This window comes from Bacillus sp. D386, from assembly GCF_006346415.1.
The window spans coordinates 271,558-297,244 of the sequence record NZ_VEMV01000004.1; the positions used below are offsets into that span (position 1 = coordinate 271,558).

Sequence of the window (25,687 nt, forward strand, 5' to 3'; positions counted from 1 at the left end):
TAGGCAATTTTTTTATGATGAAATTCATTTATCGAGACATACAAAAGGAGTCGATTATGAATAATATAAAAGTAGCGGTTTTAGGTAGCTGTGCGACGAGAGATAATTTTAACTCAAAGTTCAATCCAAACTATAAGGAGTTTTATGAGTGTATTTTAACGCAAAATCAAACATCTCTAATTAGTTTGATGTCTTCTCCGTTGAATTATACCGAAAATGATATTGGTGATTTAACCGAATATGATCGATGGAATGTAGAGATGGACTTCTCGAAGAGTTTCCTTACAGATTTAATTAAGCTGGAACCATCCTATCTAATTATTGATTTTTTTGCTGATATTCACTTTGGGGTAATTTCTTTGGCGACTAATCAATGTATTACGGATAATCGCTGGAAGTTATGGAAAACTCCTTACTATAAAAGCCTAATTGAGAAGGGTGCCATCGAGAGGTTAGCGATAAAAGATTATACGGAAGAATATTTCCTGAAGTGGAAACAGAGTGTGGATAAGTTGTTCGCTTTTTTAAAGGAGAAATTGCCTAATTGTCATGTCATAATACATAAGGCTAGGAATGTTAATATTTTCAATGATGATGGTACATTAATCGATTTAGCAACGAGCGGACATGTCAAAAAAGAAAATGTACAGCTCTTAAACCGGTACTGGGATGAGCTTGATCAATATGTAATTGATCATTATCATGTATCAGTTATCGAAATAAATGATAAAGAATATCATACATATAAAGAACATCCATGGGGACCTTTTTATGTTCACTACACAGAGGATTATTATCATAACTTTTTATTGAAATTGCATCGGATTGTGTGCGTCAACCATATTAAAGATCAGGCTGTGAATAAAATATTGGTAGATATCTTTAAGCATTATGATAATTTGAAAAATGAACAGCTATCTCAAAATTTATTAAATGAAATGAAAATTTCAGGGGAATTACAGGAAATAATTAATATGACTAGGGAAGAAAACCAAAAAGAACTTGAAAAATATAAAAAAGAATCGATTATTACCTTTTTAAAAAGAAAATTGAGAGTAAAAGTGAAAAGTGGCATATAATTTCTTTTAAATGAACCCCCTCTGAAATAATGAGGGGGTTCAATTCGGTCATTAGTCAACAGAAAACTTCTTGGTTTTTTGCAGTGTTGTTTTGCGGTCATCTTGTACTATAAAATACACTTCTTTTGGATTACCTTTAACCTTAAAAGTAGAGCTACCCTCTTCTGATTTCTCCCAAGTAATATCTAGCATGTCGTCAGATTCATCAAATAGTTTGGCGTATTTAGGTATTCCTTCTGCATGAATCAGAATTTCCCCATTACTCTTAGTTATGTTAACTTTTGGATTTTCTGTCCATCCAACGATGTAGTCAGAGTCGGAAGAAAAATTTGTAGCTAAGGAGGTCTTGATGAAGTACCTTTTGCCGTGAAGCATATCGTACTGAAGCATTTGCAAATCCTTCATTTCACTTGTAAAGTCTCCCATTTCTTTTGTGAATTGCTTATATGGGAAATAGGAGTTTCCGTTTTCCGCGACCTGAGTCAACAAGTTTGTTACAGCATTACCTTCGATATTGGCCATTTCTGTAACAATTTGGCTGAACATATTTGGTGTAAGATTTCTTTCAAGCGGCTTGTTTTCTTGACTGTTCCAGATAAAGTAAGGGACTTTATGAAGTTTCATCCAGTCCTCGAAGCTGCCATTTAGGCTGGCAGTAAAATTTAATCCTTCTTTTCCGTACACAGTTTGAAAGGGTGTGAACCCAGGGAAATGGTCACCCCAAAAGACGACAATGGTAGGTCGTTCAAGTTTCTGTAGTTCCTGCAAAAATCTGCCCAAATCTTTGTCCACGCTGTTTAATTTATTTACATAGGTACCAAAGATTTCGTAAGTGTTCACGTCCATTTTAGCTTTATCAAGAAAAGGTGAGCCTTTTTTTGCTCTTGGATACGGCATGTGGCCTTCAAGTCCAACAGCATGAATAAAGGAAGGATTCTCATTTTCCTTCACAATTTTTAAAATAGAATCAGTCATATGTCGATCGGAGGGGTAGCCTTTCCCACTATTGAATGGATAATCAAGATTCATAAAATCACCAGGTATAAACCGGTTGAATCCCAAGTTTTTATATGCGGTGGCACGCTGATAATACCAATTCTTAAAAGCATGAATAGCTGTTGAGTGATATCCTGCTTCGTTAAATTCCCTTGCAACGGATGGAACTGGATGATTTAAATATTGATTATAGGCTACATCATCTCCGGGGAGGAATTGTCTGCTTAAACCAGTTACCGCCTCAAATTCGACATTTGCCGTTCCTCCGCCATACTCGGGTGAATACATAAACCCGTGCATTGATTCCTGGAAGGCTTTTCTGAAATTAGGCGTGGGATCCTCCTTGAAATATTTCTCACCCCAAAGATATGGATCAACAAAGGCTTCGCTCATGATGTAAATCACATTTGGTTGTTCGCTTTCTTCATTTGTTTGTTTCATTGTTTCGGGTTGATATTTTTCAGCGAGCGCTTTAATTTTAGCTTCAGAATACCCTGCGGGTGGCTGGATTTGTGCCTTCTTTGCAAAGAGAGTGAAATTGCCTATTAAGCCATTTTCGCTGATGCCCAGTTCCGGTCGCCAGCGTGTATACCAAAGATTAGCCTGGGCCATTGGAGATATCGGTTTCTCATTCCATAATATAAGGAGAAAAACGAATGAACCAGTAAACAGTAGAGTCTTGGGAATCCAAAACTCTTTCCCTTTTGGTAAGAAGTAGATGATCAGTATACCGACAATTAAAATTACAAGTCCCAATATAATAGGTTTCATTGGTAATTCTAGATTATCTAACCCCTGCAATTCCTTAATAAGACTTATATCGGATAACATAATGGGGCTATTTCGCAATTCAAGTTTCATTTGATTAGCAATCGTAAAGAGAATGAATAAACCGCTTATGACTAGAGAAGTAACATAATATAATTTACGTGGAAGTATACAGAATAGATTAATGACGGCAAAATAAATCAGATAATTTAATAGGAAGGCTTTCGTCTTTAAATCAAAAAATTGACCGAGTGTGTATAAATTCAGGTCATTCCTGACCATGGTTTCACAGATAATCATGACACCTAACGGTAAGAGAAAGATAAAACATATAGTCATAATGGAAAGCCAAATAGAGACTTTCATTTTTTTATTCACATAGACGGGCGAATGTAATTGCTTTCTTGTTTCCAGCAAAGCTAGCTTCCTCCTTACAAATTATACTATTATAAATACTGAAGCACACAAGGCTATTTTATCCTAATCAAACAGGTTAATATATACATTTTTGTATTTTTTGAAAAATACATGGAATTATTTTCTAATACAAACTATACTAAATTTGGAGCGTAATATTTTTGTAACATTACAATATAGGGGGAAGAAGATGAAACGTATAGCCATGTCTTTAGTTGCTTGTATGCTGTTATTCACGGTTATAAAGCCGGTGGTAGGTTTTGCTGCAATTAATGAAGGGGATTTTGACAAGTTTGCCGAAACAGAGGGGATTTCACCAGATCAATTAGAAGAACTCATACTTACATACTTCGGAAAAGAATATACAGAATATAACTCGATTAACGATTTAAAAGTAGCATTGGGTGAAAGAATAACTGAAGAAAATCTTCAAGAGTTGATTGAAACATACGGATTTACCGACAAAGATGAATTGATGGATGAATTGGAATACCAAGATGGCTACGATAAGTCTAAATCAATTGAGGACACTTACGTTTATTTAAATATTTTAGAGCATGCATTAAGCTGGGAAGAATTTGAGGGCACTGAAATAACAGATGAATCCTTGAAACAATGGCTTGTGGATTACGAAATGACTTTAGAGGAATTAAATGAATTGCTAACCAGCAATGGAGACAGCTTATCTAATTATCAATACCTTGAAGATCTTGAAGCAGCTGTTTTAGGTTATATGTTTATTGATGCATTATTAGAAGGGCTTGCTGAATTCGGAATTGATAGGCAAGAGTTAGAGAATTTAGAAAAACACATCTCTGCCATAGATTTTGACGATCCTGCGCTTGAGGAGAAACTCCTGGAATTAGAAAAACGAGCAGATAATTTACCGGAATTTGAGAGTTCTTCAGAGTTAACTGAGGCACAGATGAAAGAGATTGTAGCTTTGTTTAATGAAGTTTTGGACATCTACCAAATGAAAGCTAAATTTCATTTAACGAAAGATGGCAGCAAAAAGACGATTTCCATTGATGAACTTATGGTACTTGAATCAACTAATGGTGCAGATCTGCTAATCGAGCTTTATAATAAACAAGGTGAATTACTTGCAGACATGATTATTACAGCAGAAATGTTTGGTTCTGATTTAATTGATAAGGTTACTGAACCGGTTAAGACAGTTCCAAAGCCACTGGTGGAGAATAAGGCAGAGAAAATTGAGAATAAAGAAGGAAAAGCCATTAATAAAACAATTAGCGGAGGTAAATTGCCTAATACAGCCGGCAATTATGCTGAAGGTGTATTACTAGGAATAGGAGCCTTGGCAGCAGGAGCCGGACTATTATTCTTCCGTCGGAAAATAAGGATGCTGCATGATTCCTAAAGCAAGAATAGTGGTGCTTTTGGCCGGCATTCTGATTTTCATAGGTGCTGGCATGATAGTGAAGTATGGTCTGCCTCTTATAACGGCAAAAGCGCCTGAGCCGGTAATAGTCGAAGAGACTCCCGAACCTGCATCTGTTTCCGAGTCGCAAGTTACGAATCAATCGGATGATTTATATAAAGTGTACCCAAAAAAGGGTGAAGAATTCGGTGAGTTAATTATCCCGAAGATATCAGCTTATCTCCCGATTATTGAAGGAACAGATGAAGATGAACTGGAAAAGGGTGTAGGACACTATTCAGACAGTGTACTGCCTGGAATGAAAGATAATTCAGTTCTATCTGGCCATCGTGATACAGTATTTCGTAAACTCGGGCAGGTTGGTAAAGGCGATGAATTGATTGTTCAAACAACGGCTGGGACTTTTACCTATAAAGTATTTGGCGCCCGAATTGTAGATGCAGATGATCGGACCGTTATTGTGCCTAAGTCACGTCCTGTTCTGACAGTCACTACGTGTTATCCGTTTGATTATATAGGGGATGCGCCGCAGCGTTATATACTGTCAGCCAATTTAATAAAAATGGAAAGACACTAGAGTGGTTTATTCTAGTGTCTTTTTTTTGAATTATATTGATGAGATTTAGAGTAATAGCCTTATTTTGGGAGAAAAAATTAATTTACGCAATATAAGAAAAAGGGTACAATGATGTAAGACTGAAAATGACTTCTATGTTTTTAATATATATAAAAGGAGAAAACCAATGCAAAATAGGCAAAATATGCGCAAGGTAAGGCGCAGACGGAAAAATAAGAAACGCATTGCAGCGGTCATCTTATTTCCGATTCTTATTGTTATTTTAATTGCTGGTGGTTATGCAGGTTACTTATATGTGAAAGCTCAAAATGTACTCTCTGAATCATATGATGAAAATTTTGCAAACGATGGACGTGGAGTAAATCCTGCTAAAGATAATGTATCCGTATTATTTATGGGAGTAGATGATAGCAGTGTGCGCAATAATGAAAAAGGTTCCAGAACAGATGCGCTTATGCTTGCTACATTCAATGATAAAGAAAAAACAGTTAAATTGTTAAGTATACCGCGTGACTCATATGTATACATCCCTGGGAAAGATAACTATTCAAAAATTACTCATGCTCATGCATATGGCGGGGTAAAATATACAATCGATACAGTCGAAGAATTACTGGATGTTCCAGTTGACTACTATGTGAAAATGAACTTTAATGCCTTTGTTGATGTAGTTGATGCATTGGAAGGCATCGAAGTTAATGTGCCTTATACATTCTCAGAGCAGAACTCAAATGATGAGCAAGGTGCAATCACCCTTGAAGAAGGTTTGCAAACATTAAACGGTGAAGAAGCTTTGGCATTGGCCAGAACAAGAAAGAAAGACAGTGATATTGAGCGTGGTAAACGCCAGCAGGAGATTCTGACAGCTATAATTGACAAGGCAGCTTCAGCTAAATCGATTACGAAATATGCTGATGTCATTGAAGGTATCGGTAAAAATATGAAAACCAATATGACCTTCAAAGAGATGAAGAGTTTCTCTAGCTATGTACTGGCAGCATCCAACCTTCAAATCGAATCCATTAGTCTGGAAGGGAAGGATTCTTACATTGGCGGTACGTATTATTATGAGTTAGATGAGCAATCCCTGGAAAATATTAAACAGGAGCTCCAAGCTCATCTTGATTATAAAAAGGATGCGGAAACAGATTCCATTCCTAATGATTCAGTTATAGTTGAATAAAGATTAATAAACATCAACCCCTAATTCTTAAATAGAATTAGGGGTTTTTTTAGCATTTCAAGAGATATTGGTAGGTACAAGACTGTATTCATTATGCGCAAGCTCAAAAGAATAGCAAGCGTATGGTATTTTTAATGTGCATTAATGAAATGAAGCGGAAGCGACAGTTTCCAGGTCCAATAATTAAAATCTCATTAAAAAGCTGCCATATATTTTTATGGCAGCTATAACAATTATTATTAAAATCTTTCTTTTGAATCAGCCGAACGTAATGCTAAAAGTTTGTGCAAAGGTTTATGATTTTCGCCAAGAAGGCCAATTCGTTCAACCATCAATTCAAGTGCTATAAGCAGAATAAAACTGAAGAATATTCCGCCCCATAGTGTGGCCATACTAAAGATGAAAGCAGCCAGTCCAAAGACAGCAGCCATTGCATAAATCATCAGTACAGTGGTTCTGTGGGAATAGCCTAATCGCAATAAGCAGTGATGCAAATGAGACTTATCCGGTGCATGTAATGGTTTCTTCTGCAGGAACCTCCGTACCATTGCAAAGAACGTATCAGAAATTGGTACACCTAATATTATAATCGGTATGATTAAGGAAATTACCGTAATATTTTTAAATCCTAACAGGGATAGTACGGATATCATGAATCCAAGGAACATAGCTCCTGTATCGCCCATGAATATTTTGGCTGGGAAGAAATTGAATTTCAAGAATCCTAATGTACTTCCAGCAAGAATCAAAGCAATCATGGCAACGAATATATCGCCAATTCTAAATACCGCCATCGCGGAGATGGTTAATAAAGCTATTGTTGAAACACCTGCTGCCAATCCATCCAATCCGTCAATTAGGTTAATAGCATTTGTAATGCCCACAATCCAAATAACGGTGATTGGGATCGCCATAAATCCAAATTCAATCGTTTCCCCAAACGGTGTATTAATATAGTTAACCTGGATATCGCCGACAATAACAATAATTAAAGCGGCAGCAATTTGCCCGATTAACTTCACTTTTGCATTCAATTCATATTTGTCATCAAATATACCAAGAATCAAGATGACGGCTGCACCCAAAAACATGGCTGAAAATGTGTCTGAACGGGCAATTTCCGGTGAAAAAATCGGAAGCGTTATAATAAAGCTGAGGAAAATTGCTAATCCGCCCATGCTTGGCATCACTTTTTTGTGCACTTTTCTATTATTGGGAGCATCGGTTGCTCCTATTTTATGCGCTAATTTAATTACAAATGGGGTGATGAGTATGGTTAGGCATATGGCAACTAAAAAAGCTGCAATTAACAAATTGTCCACCCTCTATCTTATAAGTCTGAATATAAATACCCAATATGATTATTTTTAAACCAAATTGCAGTAAATATAATAGTAGATTGAAATAGTTGTATAAATATATCAACCTCAACTATCAATTATATACGGTTTATGTCAAAACCTCTACTAAAAATTGATTTTTCCCCAGTGTTCTTACAAAATATGTAACTTATAAATATCTATTTTTAGTTAACTCTATAGAACTAGGATAGAGGGATGTGAAAAATTAACAAAATGAGCTGAAAGGGAAAAGATTTCCTTTCAGCTCATTTAAGCAATTTATGTTTTAAAACTCTTAGAAGAAATAAGGGAAGAACCAGCATCCGTTTCCAACGACTTGGCTGCTTTAGCAATCTATACAGCCATTCGAGATTTAGCTTAATCCAAAATTCGGGTGCTCTTTTCAGTTTGCCGGAAAAAACATCAAAGCTGCCGCCAATACCAATGAAGACCCCCTTGTTAAACTTATCATAGTGTTTGGTAATCCAGTTTTCCTGACGTGGAAAACCCATGCCAAGTAGAACGAGATCAGGTTCTAATGCACTAATTTTCTCGGCAAATTGACTATCATCTATATCGATAAAACCATGATGGTATCCAACCAGTTCAACATTGGGGTAGGATGCTTTGATTTTTTCAGCACAATTTTTGATTACTTCAGCTTCAGCTCCAAGCATATATATGCGTAATGGCCGCTTTGTATTCATTTTTAAAAATTCAAGCATCATATCATAGCCAGTTATTCTCTCTTTTAATGGTTTATTGAGAATTTTTGAAGCTATAATAATGCCAACTCCATCCGGTGTAATATAGTCAGCTTGCAGAATTATTGAACGGTAATCGTTATGACTGCGTGCATATTCGGCAATCTCCGGGTTGGCAGTGACGATAAAGGTTTTTTGCCCTTCATCTATCCGTTTTTTAATCTCTATATGAATAAAATCTTTCATTGTTGATGAATAAAAAGGTATATCTTCTATATAAACCACATTCTTCTTCATATCTTTGAGTCTGCCCTTCTAAAAATCGTACTTTCCTTATTTTACTTCACTGAAGGTTAAAAAGGAAATATCATTATTAATTCTCCAATAATAAGGTAAGGATAAACTGCCAGTTGTTTGATGAGACAAGAATATAGGGAGTACTTCTCGAATTGAGTCTCTGCGAAGTAAGAGCTCGTTACATTGGAATTAATTACAGATGAAAAATTATAGCTTGAATATCAGTGGAATATATGCACTAATTTTGGCAATATATGTTACTATCTTATTTAGAATTGATTTATTGCCAAGAAAAAGAGAGGGAAGTACATGTTATTTAGTTCGACTGTTTTTTTATTCTTATTCCTGCCCATAGTTTTAGTGGCATACTTCATGGTCCGTCCAGGACTTAAAAATATAGTGCTGTTGGCGGCCAGTCTGTTATTTTATGCCTGGGGTGAACCAAGATTTGTAATTGTTATGATTATATCGATTATAATGAATTATCTGTTTGCCTTATTTGTAGACGCTAAAAGGGACAAAAAGATTCAGGTTAAATGGATATTGGGAATTATGGTTGGCTGTAATCTATTACTATTGGGAGTTTTTAAATATGCTAACTTCCTAGTGGATAGTATCAATGGGATTCTTAATACTTCCATTTCTATACCAATCATTCCGTTGCCGATTGGTATATCGTTCTTTACATTCCAGGCTATGAGTTATGTAATAGATGTTTATCGGAGAGACGGTGATGTACAGAAAAACCCTCTTAATATGGCTTTATATATCTCTTTGTTTCCACAATTGATTGCCGGCCCTATTGTGCGGTATCAAACAGTGGCAGACCAAATTAAAGTACGCTTTGAAAACTTCGATAAATTTTCTGAGGGCGTAAAAAGATTTATCATTGGTCTCGCAAAAAAAATGCTGCTTGCCAATAACTGTGGGCTAGTAGCTGACCAAATATTTGCATTGCATCCTTCAGAGATGTCAACTGGTCTGGCTTGGATTGGAATTATTGCGTACTCCCTGCAGATTTACTTTGACTTTTCAGGATACTCTGATATGGCAATTGGTTTAGGGAAAATGTTCGGGTTTGAATTTTTGGAGAACTTTAATTATCCATACATATCTAGGTCAATAGCTGAATTTTGGAGAAGATGGCATATATCTTTAGGATCCTGGTTTAGAGATTATCTGTATATTCCATTGGGGGGTAACCGTAAAGGGAATTTAAATACTTATAGAAACCTACTAATTGTTTGGTTTGCCACAGGTTTATGGCATGGAGCAAGTTGGACTTTCATAGCATGGGGTCTATATTATGGATTATTTATTATGATGGAAAGAGCGTTCCTTGGTAATCTGCTAAAGAAATTACCAGCGGCTCTGCAACATGTATACTCACTAGTTATTGTAGTTATAGGTTGGGTTTTCTTTCGATCAGAAACCTTTGATTATGCATTTGCTTATATACAGACCATGTTTGGTCTTAATGGAACTGGCATATGGGATCTTGAGGCGAAATATTACAGTTTTGAATATGGAATTATTATTTTAGTGGCTATTATAGCTGCGACACCTATATTTAAATTACTACAAGAGAAATTAGTGTTTTCATCATCCAAATTGATGATTGGTGGAAGAGAAATGATGTCTGCTGTCTTTTACTTAGCTATATTTTTCCTTTCAGTTACGTATGTTGTATCTAATACTTTTAACCCATTTATTTATTTCCGTTTTTAAAGGAGTAATCACATGGAAAAAAAAGCGAGCCAATATTTTATAGCAATATTCTTCTTATGTTCTATTTTCATTTTTGGCATATGGTCCTTGATAGATAATGATCGTGTAAGTTCAGAAATGGAAGGAAGGACTTTGGAGAAGCGACCTGATTTAAATTTAGAAACTGTAACCTCCGGCGATTATTTCAGTAGGTTTGAGGACTATTATAATGATAGTTTTCCTTTGCGTAATCAGTGGATTGAAACTAATTCATCTGCGAGTCATAAAGTTTTTGGACAACACCTCTTCAAGGGTGTTTATATTAACGATGATGGATATCTGATTAGCACTGTGGAATTGGATAATCCTCAGGAATCCATCAAACGCGTCCATTCGAAGATTAATGATTTCACAACTGAGCTAAAGGAAAAAGATATTCCTGTCTTTTTTGCTTTAACTCCCAATAAGACAACGATGCTAGAGTATCAATTGCCTGATTATATAGAGAGTAGAGCCAATGAATTGTCTGACGAGTTATCCAAAGGTTTTAATGAAGATGTGAATTTACTTGATTTAAGATCAGCTATTGAGCCGCACATGGATGAAGAAAATATGTACTTTTATACCGATCATCATTGGAAGCCAAAGGCAGCGTATTATGCTTATAGTGAAATTATAAGAAATATGAATATGCAAATTCCCGATATTGGACAACCTTTACCAATGTCCTCCTACAATTGGAGGGAAGATATAACACCCTTTTATGGATCTGAGGCGAGAAAGGTTGGTAGAGAAAATATATCCCAAGCTGACACAATTACTATAGTGGAGAAAAAGTCAGAAGGAAAACCTCTTGAAATATCCTATAGGGGCAAAAGTAATCAACCGCTTTTTAATGAAGAGGTATTGAAAAAAGAAGATGTTTATACGAATCGTTATGTTAGTTATTTTTCTGGAGATGTACCAGAGGGTATTATCCAAAATCCAAACGTGCAAAATGGAAAAAGAGTATTAATCCTTAAAGATTCCTATGCTAATGCGATGATTCAATTCTTCCCTTCCCATTTTGAGGAAACAAGAATACTGGATTTAAGGTATTATAAACATATGACTGTTAAGGATTATATTAATAAAAATGACATTGATGCTGTGGTATTTGTCCACAATATTAATTCTATTCTCATTACCCCACAGTTAATTAAATTTTGATTTCTCGTAATAATAAAGAAAGGGTTGCGCTCTAAAATTCATCTACGGATTTTGGAGTGCAACCCTCTTTTTCTATTTAAATGGTAAATGATACATAACTTTCTCATTTAAAAATGAAGGTCACTATAATACCATACTCGAAAAATTGTCCTTTCCCCACTGTAAAAATCCTGCGAATTTCCTTTTTTAAGTTAGCTTAAATTCCAATGATTGTTTAATAAAGGTGATAAGTATTTCCCACTCTGTAATCAAAATCACTTAAAAAACCTGGTTTTCTTATACCTTATTTAACCAAAAATGGGTGCTATTTTTTTGGTATTTTCATTGTGAAAGAAGTTAAAATCAATAGGTGTGTTGTTGATGTTTTTACAAATTCTGACTGGATTCCTTGTTTGCTTATAACACAAAAAACAGATAATACTGGGAGGGTACTAATGAGAAGGTTTGTAGCAACATTTCTGATTGTAATGCTGGTTCTTAGTTTGGTGGGACCTTATTATGCAGAAGCAGAGGGAAACACAACAGACAGCAGTCAAATTGAAACGGGAAATGAAGATACACTTACTAAAGAGAGTATAAATCCTGATTCAACAATTAACCAATCAGAAATAGAAAATGCGTCAGAGAGCGAATCAAATGAGAGTGATTTAATTGAATCTATTGATAAAGAAGAAACAATGATAGAGGATATTACAATAGATCAACCCGATAGCTCGACTATTGGAGAAACAAGCGAATCTGCAGAAGAAGATAAAAACAAAGTGAATCAAACCAATGTAGATCGCGAACAAACTCCTTTAGAATCACAGAAAGAAACAGTAGAAAAGAATGTAAATACTCAAGACGCAACAACATTGAATACAGAAATAAAACAGCAAATACAAGAATCCTCTATAAGCAGGCTTGGACAAATTAAAAGTACAACTGCTAAAATATTCAAAGATTTGAATAATACCTCTTCTTTTTTCACAGCAGGTTCTTCATATACAGATTCCGTATATTATATAAAAAAACAGGCTGTCATCGGGGACCGAACATATTATTTAATCAGTACTAAACCCAGCTCTGTGAATGGAGTAATTGGTTGGGTGAATGCATCTGACCTAAAATCTTATACCCATGTTGGGGTGGATAAAAACACCAAAACTCTTTATATAAAAGGGACAGGCAAAGCATATAGTAAGGCCTGGGGTGGTAGCAAAGATATTGTCTATTCTTCGCTATCTAGCTATAAAAATAGTGAATTTGCGGTGAATCTAACAGAAAAAGTCGGAAATAACACATGGTACCGTGGTATCTTGGGAGGTAAGACAGTTTGGATTCACTCAAGCTATCTTGCAGAAATAGTTGAGAGCAATACAAGCCGTCTGGGACAAATGCTAGATTCCAAAGTTAAGATATATAAGACAATAGGAGATTCTTCATCTGCTTTTGCGGCTGGAACAAAGTATATTAATTCAGTTTATTTTATTAAGAAACAAGCAAAAATTGGTGATCAGGTTTTTTATTTGATCAGTACTAAACCAAGCAGAGAGAATGGAGTAATTGGTTGGGTGAATGCATCAGATCTAAAATCTTATACCCATGTTGGAGTGGATAAAAACGCCAAAACTCTTTATATAAAAGGGACAGGCAAAGCATATAGTAAGGCTTGGGGCGGTAGCAAAGATATTGTCTATTCTTCGTTATCAGACTATAAGAATAATAAATTCGCTGTGAATCTAACAGAAAAAGTCGGAAATAATATTTGGTACCGTGGTACTTTGGGAGGCAAGACAGTATGGATTCATGAATCATATGTTCATGAGGGTAGTGTAGTATTAAAGTCATATACTGACTATAGTATAAGCCTTAGTAGCATGTTAGATATTCAAATGAAAGTTTCTCCAGTTTCTCCTCAAACCGATAAGAGCTATAAGCTTTGGATTAGGGAGGATGCCTTTAAGTCAGGGAGTATAGCAAATGGTAAAGGAACGATACAGGGAGATAAATGGAATTTAAGAAGGGGACCTGGAACAAATTATATGGCTGATGGCCAAGTTAACGGTGGGACTGTTCTTACAATTTATGATAATGCAAAAGGAACTGATGGATACACATGGTATCATGTGAAAAATACTTCTGGATGGGTTAATGCTAATCCTGAAGATGTAAAATACTATTTAAATCCTACCAACTTTACAGGAACTTTAAAAGATTCCATGCAATTCGTGAAACTCTCCGAGAGTGCAAATTTGAATATAAATGAGGTTAATCAGAAAATATTAGCTGGTAAGGGAATATTGGCTGAGAAAGCAAAAGCTTTCATTGATGGTGGAAAGGCCAATGGTGTAAATGAGATTTACCTAATCGCCCACGCGTTACTGGAAACAGGAAATGGAACTTCTCAATTAGCAACTGGCGTCGAAGTAGGCCGCGATAGTAAAGGAAATTTAGTGGTGGCTAATGATAGTAATAGAAAGAATTTAACAGCTATCAAAAAGACTTATAACATGTATGGAATCAATGCTATAGACAGTAATCCATTAGTGGGTGGTGCAACTTATGCATATGAGATGGAGTGGTTTACTCCAGAGGCTGCAATTAAAGGTGGAGCTGCATTTATAGGTAATGGCTATGTGAATAGAGGCCAGGATACTCTTTATAAAATGCGTTGGAATCCTTTATATGCTGCAACTTATGGGACAGCATCACACCAATATGCTACAGATATTGCATGGGCATATAAACAAACCTCTAGAATGTACCAGTTATATCAATTATTAGACGAATATCATATCGTTCTGGATATACCTAGATATAAATAAGATTAAAGGCACCTTGTCCAATTTGGATAAGGTGCTTTTTTCAATCAAGCCAAATGATAAAATCTATTTTTTTTGCTATCCTAAAAAAATAGAGTATATCAGCTATATGGTATAATTTAAAAAATTCGATAGACTTAATTGTATAAACGAAAGGAATAAATATGAATGAATAAAAACTTTCCAGAAAGAGCTAAATATTATTTCTTAGTTAATTCAGTGAATCAAGAATTTGGTGGATTAACAAATGCAATGTTACAAAGAGGAAGGATTTTTGGGGAGAAAGCCAATATACATTCTGATATTCTTACCTTTAATTTCAATCCTTTTTATCGTTATATTCGTGAAACATTAATGAATAAAGGGAAAATAAACTCAAATATCGCTATACTCAATATTTATGAATATTTTAGTGGAGATAATACCTTAGAAATAGAAAATAATAATCCTATACAATCCGTTAATGAACCCGGTTGTTATGCAGATCCAGTAGAGGGAAAAAAAGCATTTCGTATTTTTAAAAATGGTCTCTATGTTATGTATAAGAGTTTTGAAGGACCGGATGGAACGTTAAAATTTATAGATTATTTTAATGATAATCGCTATAGAATCAAGCGGGAAGACTTTGATTTAGAAGGCAGAGTTAGAAGAATTACTTACATGAATTATCAATTTAATGTTCCAAGCCAAGAACTATTTTATAGAAAAGATGGTACTTGTTATCTTAGTAAGTGGTACAAAATTAAAGAAGGAAAAAATTATATTGACAGAATCCATTTGCTGAACAACGATGGGGAAATAATAAAATTATTTCGCAGTGAATTACAGTTTCAGCAATATTGGTTAGAGTTATTAACTTCTGATATGACAATGAAATATTTTCTCATTGTTGATGGAAGAGCAATGGATTCAGTAGTTTTATCTTATCAAAGAGATAATGTGTATAGTGTTTTTGTAACTCATAGCACTCATTTGCGCCCTCCTTACAAAGTTGATTCGACAATTCGTTTAGGGAACAGAGCAGTATTAAATAATGCTTATAAACCAGATGCTATAGTTTTCTTAACAAATCAACAAAAGAGAGATATAGCGGAAAGATTTGGAGATAGGAAAAATTACTTTGTGATACCGCATTCCTATTCAGTCTCTGCAAAAAGAAATTATGCAGGAGAAAGGAATGTTAAAAGGGCAATAGTGATTGCTCGATATCACGAGGAAAAGCAACTTGATCATGTCATTAAAGCATTTGCAAAAGTAATAAAAAAAGTTCCAGATGCTGTATTAGAATTATATGGATCAGGTCAAGAGGAAGAAAAGTTATATGGTTTGATAAAACAACTGGGGATAGAAGGGAATGTGGAGTTGAAAGGATTTACTAATAATGCCAGTGAATTATATGATACTTCAGCTTTTTCCATATTAACAAGTAAGTATGAAGGATTTGGTTTGGTTATATTAGAGAGTTTGGCTCATGGGTGCCCAGTTGTTAGTTATAATATTAAATACGGACCAAGTGATATGATTGAAAATGAAGTGAATGGTTATCTGGTTACACCTGGGGACACAGATGAACTGTCAGATAGAATGCTTTCATTGTTTACACAACCTGATAAATTGCAAAATATGATTAGCAATTCCTATGAAAGTGTAAAATCATTTGGAATAGAAGAATTTGTCAATAGATGGTCCGGTATGTTTAACACAATAGTTGAGCAAAGAGTACATCGTAATAGCATCCATGATTTTGAATTAAATTTGGATAAAGCAGTTTGGAAAAACAGAGTAAAAGGAATCTTCGAAATAAAATGTGTTATGACATTAGAAGGTAAATTTAAAGATGATTCTTTAAATAATGCAGATATATATTTTAAAGTTATAAATCGTGAGAACAAGCAATCCTTTAACATTAAAGCGGAAATTATGAATATAAAGGGAAATGAAATTGAACTTTACGCGCAATTTGACATTTTTGGATGGTTTAAAGAACACCAACTATATAAAGGCGTGTGGGATATAAGTGCGGTTTTTAATATGGAGAATGCCTATATAGAGAAGAGATTAGGATATAAGAAAAGTTCGTCAGCAGCCCTAGATAAACCAAAGGCATATCTTTTATTAAAAGGTTCTGTTAAACCATACTATACTAAACCGCATGGTAATCTATCTTTCCATATCAAATAAATTGTGGGATATTATGCTAATGCTTATAGATAACCTCAGTGTGCTTGAAATAGTAAATAAAAAAGTGTATAGTTTACATGGATTTTTAATATGTATACCCATGGTGAATTTTAATCCTTTTTGTCATAAATTTGAATAAAAATGAAATGAGGTAAGGTAATGATATATGCAGAAATATTAGCAGGTGGTAAGGGCACTCGTATGGGTAATACGAATATGCCTAAACAGTATTTACCTTTGAATAATAAACCGATCATCATTCATACAATTGAAAAATTTATGTTAAACGATCGATTTGATAAAATTTTGGTCGTTACACCGAAAGAATGGATCAATCATACTAAAGATATTATCAGGAAATTTATTGGTGAAAATCAACATATTGTCGTAGTGGAAGGCGGTAAAGACCGTAACGAATCCATTATGAGCGGTATCCGTTATATTGAGAATACATTTGGGATTAATGATGATGATGTTATTATTACCCATGATTCCGTACGTCCGTTTTTGACACATCGGATAATAGAGGAGAATATTGATGCCAGTCTTCAATATGGTGCTGTTGATACAGTGATTGAAGCAATCGATACTATCATTCAATCTGAGGATGGGCAAACTATCTCAGATATTCCTGTTCGTGACACAATGTTTCAGGGGCAAACCCCGCAAAGCTTTAATATCAAAATGCTAACTGATCACTATAACTCGCTTACAGATGAGCAAAAGCGTATTTTAACAGATGCGTGTAAAATCTGTGCATTAAAAGGCGAAAAAGTTCGAATCGTTAAAGGAGAAGTATTTAATATTAAGGTTACTACTCCATATGATTTGAAAGTGGCGAATGCTATTATACAGGGGCGAATAAATAATGATTAATCAGGTATATAGACTTGTATCTCCTAGGCAATTTGAAGTAGCTTATAATGATCGTTCACTACAGTACCATGAAGATTTTGTTGTAGTTAGACCAACGCATCTATCTATTTGTGCTGCTGACCAACGATACTATACTGGATCTCGAGGGAAAGAAGCGATGGCGAAAAAGCTGCCAATGGCTTTAATACACGAAGCTATTGGTAAAGTCGTCTACGATCCTAAGGGTGAAATTAAGAATGGTACAATGGTCGTTATGATACCTAACACACCTACAGAGAAAGATGAAGTAATTGGTGAGAACTATTTGCGTTCCAGCAAATTCCGTTCTAGTGGCTATGATGGTTTCATGCAGGATTATGTCTTCATGGGACGTGACCGTATTGTCGAATTACCGGAAGGAATTGACCCGTATGTTGTCGCTTTTACGGAATTAATGACCATTACAACACATGTTTTATCCAGATTTGAGAGTCGGTCTCATAAACGCCGTAATGTATTTGGAGTATGGGGAGATGGAAACCTTGGGTTCATTACGACTCTATTCCTTAAAAAAATGTACAAAGATTGTAAAGTTATTATCTTCGGTAAAACCGGATATAAATTGGACAACTTCTCCTTCGTAGATGAAGTTTATACAATTGATGAAATCCCGGCGGATTTGAGAATTGATCATGCATTTGAATGTGTTGGTGGGAAAGGAAGCCAATATGCGATTGATCAGATGATCGATCATCTTCATCCAGAAGGTTCTATAGCTCTAATGGGGGTATCAGAATTCCCTGTTGAGGTTAATACAAGAATGATTTTGGAAAAAGGAATCACACTAATTGGAAGCAGCCGCAGCGGACGTGAAGATTTTGTGAGAACAGTTAACTTCCTAAAAGAAAACCCGGATGTTGTTGAGTATCTGGGAACATTAGTTGGTGAAGTACAAGAGGTTAAGACAATCAGCGATATTCTATCTGCGTTTGAAAAAGATTTGACGTCCTCTTGGGGTAAGACTGTGATGGAGTGGAAAATATAAGATTTACTTTTAAGAGGGGCAGGAAGGCGAATAAATGAAACACTTACGTATATTACCTACATTATTTACTAAGTATCTTATTCAGCTTGCCTATTTCCTGACCTCTCTTTTTTTAAAGGTTGATCACAATAAAATAACGATTGCCACTTATCGCTCCACCGGTTTGGAAGGTAACCTAGCTTTTATTAAAGAAGAAATAGATCAAAATTATCCCAATATCAAATGTATCGTCCTTGCAAAGAAGTTTAATAGCTCTCTGGCTGGCAAAATAGAATATGCCATTCATTTAATAAAGGCTAGTTTTCATATGGCCACTTCTCGATTTTTTATTATTGATGATTTTTACTTCCCTGTATACGTTATTCATCCGAGGGGAGGAACCGAGATTGTACAAGTTTGGCATGCAGCTGGAGCTTTTAAAAAATTTGGTTTAAGTACGATGGGCAAGTCTTTTGGTCCAAGTAGTGATTATTTAAAACATGTTAAAATTCATGCCAATTACTCAAGGGTTTACGTTAGTTCAAAAGAGGTTGTACCACATTATGCTGATGCTTTTGGAATGGATGAAGGACGTATATACCCGCTGGGTGTGCCGAGAACTGATTATTTCTTTGATGAAGAAAGGCAGAATCTTGTTAAGGAAAAGTTATACCGTTCATTTCCTGATTTGAAAAATAGAAAGTTAATCTTGTATGCTCCAACATTTAGAGGGAAAAGTCATTACCAGGAGACATTTAATATTCCTATTGATATGAGGTTAATGAAGGATAGTTTAAGTGATGAGTATGCCCTTTTAATTCACTTACATCCGTATATGACTAATGGGGTCAGATTAGATGAAAATCTAAAGGGCTTTGCCTATCATATTCATAAAGATTTTTCTATCGAAGAATTATTACTTCTTTCAGATATTCTTATAACGGATTATTCCTCTATCATATTTGATTACAGTATTCTTAATAGGCCAATTGCCTTCTTTGTTCATGATTTGGAATCATATTTAGAGGAAAGAGATTTTTACTATTCTTTTGAGTCGTTTGTTCCAGGTCCTATTCTTTATGAGAGTGAAGCTTTGATTAAATGGATAATCGATGAATCAAAAGATTTAGAGAAGATTAAATGCTTCCGTCTACGTTTTTTTGATCAGTTAGATGGAAAAGCGTCTGAAAGAATTGTAAAAGACCTTTTAGGTTAAAATTAAAAAGGGGTATATACCCTTTTTTTTTTATATAATATACGAAAAAAGTTTTTCTTTTGCATGTTTTTTTATACAATTAAATAAGAGTATTCTGATATAGATAGGAGAAACAACCATGTTTTCAAGAATGAAAAGAGTCATCAAGAGAATGCTATTTGGAAATAAACAATCCTCAACACCAATTGATCAAAACCCTGAGGTAATTTCAGACGTTTATTTGGAAGAAGATCCTTTGGTTATAAATGATAATGAAGTGATTGTAAAACGGGACATGTTAGAGGAATCCTTGCCGATTATTGAAAGACTTGCAAATCTAGAGGAAAAGCTTATTCCAAGAAGGAAAGTAACTTCTTTGGAGTGGAATGGACCTATCATGGAAGTCGGTGGTTACTTTTATTTAGAGGGCATCCCTATGTTAGATGAAGATCTCGTTAAAAAGAGACTATTATTAGTAAATACAAAGGCGAATAGCAGCATCATTATCCCTTTAACAGATGTTGCGATAACAGAAGTTATTACAGATCAAGACATAATAGATGAACAATATTATTGGGCTGGATTTAAAGGTAAAGTCAATTTTGCTACTATATCTGATAAGAATATGCCTCTTTATCAAGGGGAATACCGTGTGTATCTAGAGGTAGAGGTTCATATACTTGGTGATCGAAAATATAGTAAGAGTTTTACATTGGGAAATGTCAATGAATTTTTGGCTAACGGATTCCATTCCACCAAAATGGAATACTTTACAGCAAAAAGAGAAATGGCTTTTAATTTGTTGGTAACATATGACTTGCCTAAGAAAACATTAAAAATCACCTCTACTAAATTAAAGGATATGGATCCAGCTGAGATGGCATTGGATGCAGAAGAAAAAGAAAGAGGATTTGTTTATAAAGCCTTATCTAAAGCTTTGTTTAATACGGCGTATCGTTTTTATTCCTTATATCCCTTAAAAGAAAATAAAATTGTGTTTGCTTCAGATAGCCGCGATGACCTCAGTGGAAACTTTCAATTTGTCTATGATGAGTTATTGCGTAGAAATGAAGATTTTGAATTTAAATTTATGCTGAAAAGAGCGGTAGATGAGAAGAAAACATATAGGGAATTAATAGACCTTGCTAAACAGTTGGCTACCTCTAAATATATATTACTGGATGATTTTTACCCGCTGATTTATCCATTGAAAATTCGTGAAGGAGCCGAATTAATACAATTATGGCATGCTGTGGGGGCTTTTAAAACATTTGGTTTCAGCCGTCTTGGCCGTCCAGGTGGTCCTTCTCCAAAATCAATTAATCATAGGAACTATACGAAAGCGATTGTAAGCTCTGAAAAGGTTGCGAAGCATTATGCTGAAGGCTTTGGAATTGATCAGGAAAATGTTATTCCGACTGGTATTCCGAGAACAGATGTATTTTTTGATACTGAATATCAGCAAGAAGTTAGAGAGAGATTATATGAGGAATATCCATTCCTGAAAAATAAAAAAGTAATTATGTTTGCTCCAACTTTTAGAGGGAATGGACAACAATCAGCTCATTATCCTATGGAAGTCCTTGATCTAAAGAGACTTTATGAAAATTTAAGTGATGAATATGTATTTTTATTTAAAATTCATCCATTTGTTAAAAATGATATCAGCATCCCATATCAATACAGTGATTTTTATTATGATTTTTCTTCTTATAGAGAAATTAATGATTTGTTATTTATCACGGATATATTGATTACGGATTATTCCTCGGTTTGTTTTGAGTTTGCTTTATTAAACAAGCCAATGCTATTCTTTGCGTATGATGTAGAGGAATATGTGAGAACGAGGGACTTCTATTATGAATTCCATTCTTTCATCCCGGGTCCACTTGTCAGAACGGCAGATGAAATTGTTGCCACCATTGCCAAGGGTGATTATAAAATGGAGAAAATACCTCCTTTTGTTAATTATTTCTTTGGGGAATTGGATGGTAAATCGAGCGCAAGGGTAGTTGATCAACTGATTTTAAATAAGAATCCGGAAGAAGATGCAGAATAGACTGACTAAAATAACTCCAATCTTTAATTGGGGTTATTTTTTTTATAAAAATTTTCCACACAAACAAAGGGTTTTTCCCTAGGTGTGTTGTATTTATTAAAAGATGTAATTTTATTACTAATAAAATTGGAAGAAGTGAAGACAACTATGTTAAAGTTCATAGCTGTTTCCAAAAATGTAGTACAAAAAATAGAAAGGAATAGAGGGAATTTATTTTATAGGTTTTTTCGAACCTATATATTTAAGTTACTTTATTATTATTTCTGTTTACTACCATTAAAAAAGAAAATATTGTTTATTTCTGATAGTCGTACCGAAATGGGGGGGAACCTAGGTTATATATATGAAAAGCTAATGGCAAGCGATAAAGAGTTTCGCTGTCATATGTTGTTTAAGGAAAGTACAGCTGCAAAAAAAACTTATAAAGAAATGCTATTACTTGCTTATAATCTTGCAACATCTAAGGTGATATTTTTGGATGATTTCTATCCTATGATCTACCCTTTGAAAATAAGAAAAGGAGCAGAATTAATTCAAGTATGGCATGCAGTAGGGGCTTTTAAAAGGTTTGGGTTTAGTCGTTTAGGTATGCCAGGAGGGCCTGAACCTGATTCGCAGAACCATAGAAACTATACTAAGGTTATTGTAAGTTCGAAAAATGTCATAAAGCATTATGCAGATGGTTTTCGAATAGATGAGAGTAAAGTGATTGCTACTGGTATTCCAAGGACGGATCTTTTTTTTGACGAGAAAAAAGGATCGGAAATTAAAGATAAATTATATAAACAGTTTCCCGCTTTTAAAGATAAAAAAGTAATTTTGTTTGCTCCAACTTTTCGGGGGAATGGGCAACAATCAGCTTACTATCCATTAGATTTTCTTCATCTTGAGAACATTTATCAAAATTTAAAAGACGATTATATTTTTATTTTTAAGCAGCATCCATTTGTCAAAGATAAGTGGGAAATACCAACGGAATATAGTTCCTTTTTTTATGACCTTACCGAGTATAGTGAGATTAATGATTTATTATTTATCTCGGATTTGCTCATTACGGATTATTCATCGGTTTGTTTTGAATATGCATTGTTAAACAAACCGATGCTATTTTACGCTCCAGATTTAGAAGATTATACGTCTGATAGAGACTTCTATTATGATTATAAAGAATTTATTCCAGGTAGATTAGCTACATCACAAGGTGAAATGATAAAGATTATTTCTGAAGGAGATTTTCAAAAGGAAAAAATTCAATCCTTTAAACAATATTTCTTTGATGAATTAGATGGTAAGGCTAGTGAAAGAATAGTTGATTTAATAACTGTAATTTTAGAAAAATAATCCCAACTCAGGAAAGGTACAACAATATGAACCAGGTTAAGGTAAGTGTTATCACCCCAGTCTATAATGTAGAAGAATATATTGAAGAAACTTTGGAGTCATTAGTAAAACAAACATTATCACCTATAGAAATAATTATGATTGATGATGGATCAAGTGATAAGAGTGCTGAGATAATTAAATGTTATCAGAAAAAGCATGCGAATATAATATACTTAAAGCAGAATAATGCAGGACCGGGAACAGCAAGAAATACTGGGTTAGATATAGCTAAAGGTGAATATATCAGCTTTGTAGACTCGGATGATATCTTGCCCACTGACGCCTTGGAGAATCTATATGAGGCAGCTATTGAAAAAAAGGTTGAATTAGTGATTGGAGCTTCTCAAAGTTTTAATAAACATGAAACCTGGTTTATTGCAAGCCATTATAATAATGGTGTATATACTGAAGGGTATAAGAACCTTATTTCCAATCAGGAATTACTATATTCTTTAGGTCCTTGTAATAAGCTCTATAGTAAATCTTTAATCCGGGATCTGAGATTTCCTACTGTAATTAAGGTCACTGAAGATCAACCGTTTGTAATTGAGGCCTATTTACGAGCGGGGTTTAATATATATACGATTGATAAGGTCATTTATCGCTATCGTACACGTGAAGCAGCAGATAACTTGTCATTATCACAAACTGTATTGGTTAATTCGGTTCATGTTATGCAGGATATCATGAAGAGCATTCTTGTTTCGAATCAGCTTTGGGAAAACTATATCGAAAATAAAGTTTCCCGTTATCATTTAAAGAAATATTATTATAATCGATTGGTATCTGCAGATATTTGGCCGGCTGTACGGAATGCTATAGATAGTCGGAATACTAAAGCCCAACTAGATACTATGGAGATTTTTTATTCATGGGTAAAAAATCTTGATATGACTTTATTTAATGATATTCCTGCATTGCATACGGTTATTTATAAAAATATCGTAAATCGTTACGATTTACTTACCAATCCAGCTAAAAGACTGTATTTAAAATTAGTAAGAATGGCTCATTCAAAGATTTCATTAAAGACTGAAATGAACATCAAGATTTCTCAAGAATCATTCAATGCAGTATTGAAGGCAGGAAGAAAAAATAGTATGATTCCAATACTTCAGTATATTTATAAAAGAAAATTTCAAAGAGCCACTTCAAAAATCAAAACGGCAATCTTAAGACATATAATATTTCCGGTAAGCGGATATATGCCTCAACAAAATAAAATTACTTTTGTTACTAATAAAACACAAGAACTGCAGGATTCCTTTGAATATATTTATAATCAACTGATTAAAATAAGACCTGAATATAAGGTAGTAGGGCATTTTAAAAAGAAAAGATCTTTTAGAGATTTCGCCAAATTATATTATGACATTGCTACATCAAAATATGTCATTCTTGATGATTATTACCGTCCGTTATATAAATTGAAGGTGAGAAAAAGAACAGAAGTGATCCAAACCTGGCATGCTGCCGGTGCCTTTAAGAAATTTGGGCATAGTGCAGTAGGTTACCGCGAAAGCAATACGGAAGAGTTTGAAAATCAAGCTCATGGTTCTTATACGAAGGTGGCTGTTACGAGTAAGGAAATTATCCCTCACTATGCGGAGGCCTTTAATATATCTGAAAAGAATGTATATCCGGTGGGCCTACCAAGAACAGATGTGTTTTTTGATCAAGAAGGAATTGAATATTTAAGGCAAAAATATGCGGCGGTTTATCCAGCTATGCGTAATAAAAAAATTATAGCGTATGCCCCAACCTTCAGAGGAGGTCCGGGAAAGCGCTCCAGCTTCAATATCCAGCTTGATTTGAAGAAAATGGCTAAAGAGCTTTCTGATGAATATGTATTGATCTTGAAACTTCACCCATCTGTTACAAAAGGTGTTGACATCCCGAAAGAAGCAAAGGATTTCGTGCTAAATTTAAGTAAGAATGATATCAATAATGTTCTTTCCATTACAGATATACTAATCAGTGATTATTCATCCGTTATTTTTGAATATGCACTGCTTGAAAGACCGATGATCTTCTATGCGTATGATTTAGAGGAATATTTGCAGGATAGAGGGTTCTATTATGAGTATAGGGATTTTATTCCTGGTCCTCTTGCAGAAAATACCGAACAAGTTATATCTCTGGTTCAACAAAATTCCTTTGATATTCAAAAGGTTAAAGCTTTTAAAGAACGATTCTTTGAAGACTTTGATGGACAAGCGTCCAAACGTTTTGTTGAAACATTAATAAAACCGATTAAAAAATCATGATCAATTCGATCATGATTTCCTTTTTTTGTGAGGTGAATTCACTCTTCTGGCATGTTATAAACATATATACCATCATGCACTGCAAAAAACTTTATGTTACAAATAATACATGATTACGTTATAATTTAGATTGTATTCGACACAGGTTTGAAAGTTTTATGTATGAGTTATATAATTAAGAATATGTTTTTTGATGTTACTGTACGTTGCTCCGTTTTTTGGTCAGTTACCAGTTTGCTA

17 protein-coding genes are annotated in these 25,687 nt (G+C 34.4%); 14 read left to right on the forward strand and 3 right to left on the reverse strand.

Annotated features, from left to right (window positions below; genetic code table 11):
- Positions 1–56 precede the first annotated feature (56 nt).
- Positions 57–1,079 carry a DUF6270 domain-containing protein gene (locus FHY45_RS13385; protein WP_139892138.1) on the forward strand — a complete coding sequence of 341 codons (1,023 nt, stop codon included), beginning with the start codon at positions 57–59 and terminating at the stop codon, positions 1,077–1,079.
- Positions 1,080–1,130: 51 nt separating this feature from the next.
- Here the strand turns inward: FHY45_RS13385 and FHY45_RS13390 are convergent, their stop codons facing one another.
- Positions 1,131–3,260 (reverse strand): LTA synthase family protein, encoded by a 2,130-nt coding sequence (locus FHY45_RS13390; protein ID WP_139892139.1) that lies wholly within the window; start codon positions 3,258–3,260, stop codon positions 1,131–1,133.
- Positions 3,261–3,450: 190 nt separating this feature from the next.
- Between FHY45_RS13390 and FHY45_RS13395 the strand changes: the two genes are divergently transcribed.
- The 3 genes from FHY45_RS13395 to FHY45_RS13405 all read left to right on the forward strand — a co-directional run bounded on the left by FHY45_RS13395 (position 3,451) and on the right by FHY45_RS13405 (position 6,422).
- Entirely contained in the window at positions 3,451–4,641 is a 1,191-nt protein-coding gene (locus FHY45_RS13395) for a processed acidic surface protein (RefSeq protein ID WP_139892140.1), read from the forward strand.
- 52 nt (positions 4,642–4,693) lie between these two features.
- Positions 4,694–5,239, forward strand: coding sequence for a class D sortase (locus FHY45_RS13400; RefSeq protein WP_139892348.1), 546 nt, complete (start codon positions 4,694–4,696; stop codon positions 5,237–5,239).
- 166 nt (positions 5,240–5,405) lie between these two features.
- Positions 5,406–6,422 (forward strand): LCP family protein, encoded by a 1,017-nt coding sequence (locus tag FHY45_RS13405; protein ID WP_139892141.1) that lies wholly within the window; start codon positions 5,406–5,408, stop codon positions 6,420–6,422.
- A 239-nt stretch (positions 6,423–6,661) separates the two neighbouring features.
- Here the strand turns inward: FHY45_RS13405 and FHY45_RS13410 are convergent, their stop codons facing one another.
- Together FHY45_RS13410 and FHY45_RS13415 are read right to left on the reverse strand one after the other, a co-directional pair.
- Positions 6,662–7,735, reverse strand: coding sequence for a glycosyltransferase family 4 protein (locus tag FHY45_RS13410; RefSeq protein WP_139892142.1), 1,074 nt, complete (start codon positions 7,733–7,735; stop codon positions 6,662–6,664).
- Between the two features lie 293 nt (positions 7,736–8,028).
- The gene (locus FHY45_RS13415; protein ID WP_139892143.1) at positions 8,029–8,763 is read right to left on the reverse strand and encodes a WecB/TagA/CpsF family glycosyltransferase; all 735 of its coding nucleotides are present in this window, start codon (positions 8,761–8,763) and stop codon (positions 8,029–8,031) included.
- 309 nt (positions 8,764–9,072) lie between these two features.
- Here FHY45_RS13415 and FHY45_RS13420 point away from each other — a divergent pair, with 309 nt between their 5' ends.
- The 10 genes from FHY45_RS13420 (at position 9,073) to FHY45_RS13465 (ending at position 25,447) form a co-directional block, all read left to right on the forward strand.
- Positions 9,073–10,491: an MBOAT family O-acyltransferase gene (locus tag FHY45_RS13420; RefSeq protein ID WP_139892144.1), complete on the forward strand. Its 1,419-nt coding sequence runs from the start codon at positions 9,073–9,075 to the stop codon at positions 10,489–10,491.
- Between the two features lie 12 nt (positions 10,492–10,503).
- The gene (locus FHY45_RS13425; protein WP_139892145.1) at positions 10,504–11,679 is read left to right on the forward strand and encodes a DHHW family protein; all 1,176 of its coding nucleotides are present in this window, start codon (positions 10,504–10,506) and stop codon (positions 11,677–11,679) included.
- Positions 11,680–12,113: 434 nt separating this feature from the next.
- On the forward strand, positions 12,114–14,486 hold the full coding sequence (locus FHY45_RS13430; RefSeq protein WP_139892146.1) for an N-acetylglucosaminidase: 2,373 nt from the start codon (positions 12,114–12,116) through the stop codon (positions 14,484–14,486).
- A gap of 165 nt (positions 14,487–14,651) precedes the next feature.
- Entirely contained in the window at positions 14,652–16,664 is a 2,013-nt protein-coding gene (locus tag FHY45_RS13435; RefSeq protein WP_139892147.1) for a glycosyltransferase, read from the forward strand.
- A 159-nt stretch (positions 16,665–16,823) separates the two neighbouring features.
- A complete protein-coding gene (locus FHY45_RS13440; RefSeq protein WP_139892148.1) occupies positions 16,824–17,540 on the forward strand; it encodes an IspD/TarI family cytidylyltransferase in 717 nt (238 codons plus the stop codon).
- Positions 17,533–18,564 carry a ribitol-5-phosphate dehydrogenase gene (locus FHY45_RS13445; RefSeq protein ID WP_139892149.1) on the forward strand — a complete coding sequence of 344 codons (1,032 nt, stop codon included), beginning with the start codon at positions 17,533–17,535 and terminating at the stop codon, positions 18,562–18,564. The genes FHY45_RS13440 and FHY45_RS13445 overlap by 8 nt, the downstream gene beginning before the upstream one ends.
- 34 nt (positions 18,565–18,598) lie before the next feature.
- Complete coding sequence (locus tag FHY45_RS13450; protein ID WP_139892150.1) at positions 18,599–19,759, forward strand: CDP-glycerol glycerophosphotransferase family protein; 1,161 nt, start codon at positions 18,599–18,601, stop codon at positions 19,757–19,759.
- A 118-nt stretch (positions 19,760–19,877) separates the two neighbouring features.
- The gene (locus tag FHY45_RS13455) at positions 19,878–21,797 is read left to right on the forward strand and encodes a CDP-glycerol glycerophosphotransferase family protein (protein WP_257469096.1); all 1,920 of its coding nucleotides are present in this window, start codon (positions 19,878–19,880) and stop codon (positions 21,795–21,797) included.
- An 87-nt stretch (positions 21,798–21,884) separates the two neighbouring features.
- A complete protein-coding gene (locus tag FHY45_RS13460) occupies positions 21,885–23,138 on the forward strand; it encodes a CDP-glycerol glycerophosphotransferase family protein (protein ID WP_139892151.1) in 1,254 nt (417 codons plus the stop codon).
- 26 nt (positions 23,139–23,164) lie between these two features.
- Positions 23,165–25,447, forward strand: coding sequence for a bifunctional glycosyltransferase/CDP-glycerol:glycerophosphate glycerophosphotransferase (locus tag FHY45_RS13465; protein WP_139892152.1), 2,283 nt, complete (start codon positions 23,165–23,167; stop codon positions 25,445–25,447).
- Positions 25,448–25,687: the final 240 nt, after the last annotated feature.

Coding starts and splice junctions, on each gene's coding strand:
- FHY45_RS13440 (WP_139892148.1), top strand. CDS start 16,824: ATGATATATGCAGAAATATTAGCAGGTGGTAAGGGCACTCGTATGGGT.
- FHY45_RS13445 (WP_139892149.1), top strand. CDS start 17,533: ATGATTAATCAGGTATATAGACTTGTATCTCCTAGGCAATTTGAAGTA.
- FHY45_RS13385 (WP_139892138.1), top strand. CDS start 57: ATGAATAATATAAAAGTAGCGGTTTTAGGTAGCTGTGCGACGAGAGAT.
- FHY45_RS13395 (WP_139892140.1), top strand. CDS start 3,451: ATGAAACGTATAGCCATGTCTTTAGTTGCTTGTATGCTGTTATTCACG.
- FHY45_RS13405 (WP_139892141.1), top strand. CDS start 5,406: ATGCAAAATAGGCAAAATATGCGCAAGGTAAGGCGCAGACGGAAAAAT.
- FHY45_RS13415 (WP_139892143.1), bottom strand. CDS start 8,763: ATGAAGAAGAATGTGGTTTATATAGAAGATATACCTTTTTATTCATCA.
- FHY45_RS13400 (WP_139892348.1), top strand. CDS start 4,694: ATGATAGTGAAGTATGGTCTGCCTCTTATAACGGCAAAAGCGCCTGAG.
- FHY45_RS13465 (WP_139892152.1), top strand. CDS start 23,165: ATGAACCAGGTTAAGGTAAGTGTTATCACCCCAGTCTATAATGTAGAA.
- FHY45_RS13435 (WP_139892147.1), top strand. CDS start 14,652: ATGAATAAAAACTTTCCAGAAAGAGCTAAATATTATTTCTTAGTTAAT.
- FHY45_RS13425 (WP_139892145.1), top strand. CDS start 10,504: ATGGAAAAAAAAGCGAGCCAATATTTTATAGCAATATTCTTCTTATGT.
- FHY45_RS13420 (WP_139892144.1), top strand. CDS start 9,073: ATGTTATTTAGTTCGACTGTTTTTTTATTCTTATTCCTGCCCATAGTT.
- FHY45_RS13455 (WP_257469096.1), top strand. CDS start 19,878: ATGTTTTCAAGAATGAAAAGAGTCATCAAGAGAATGCTATTTGGAAAT.
- FHY45_RS13430 (WP_139892146.1), top strand. CDS start 12,114: ATGAGAAGGTTTGTAGCAACATTTCTGATTGTAATGCTGGTTCTTAGT.
- FHY45_RS13450 (WP_139892150.1), top strand. CDS start 18,599: ATGAAACACTTACGTATATTACCTACATTATTTACTAAGTATCTTATT.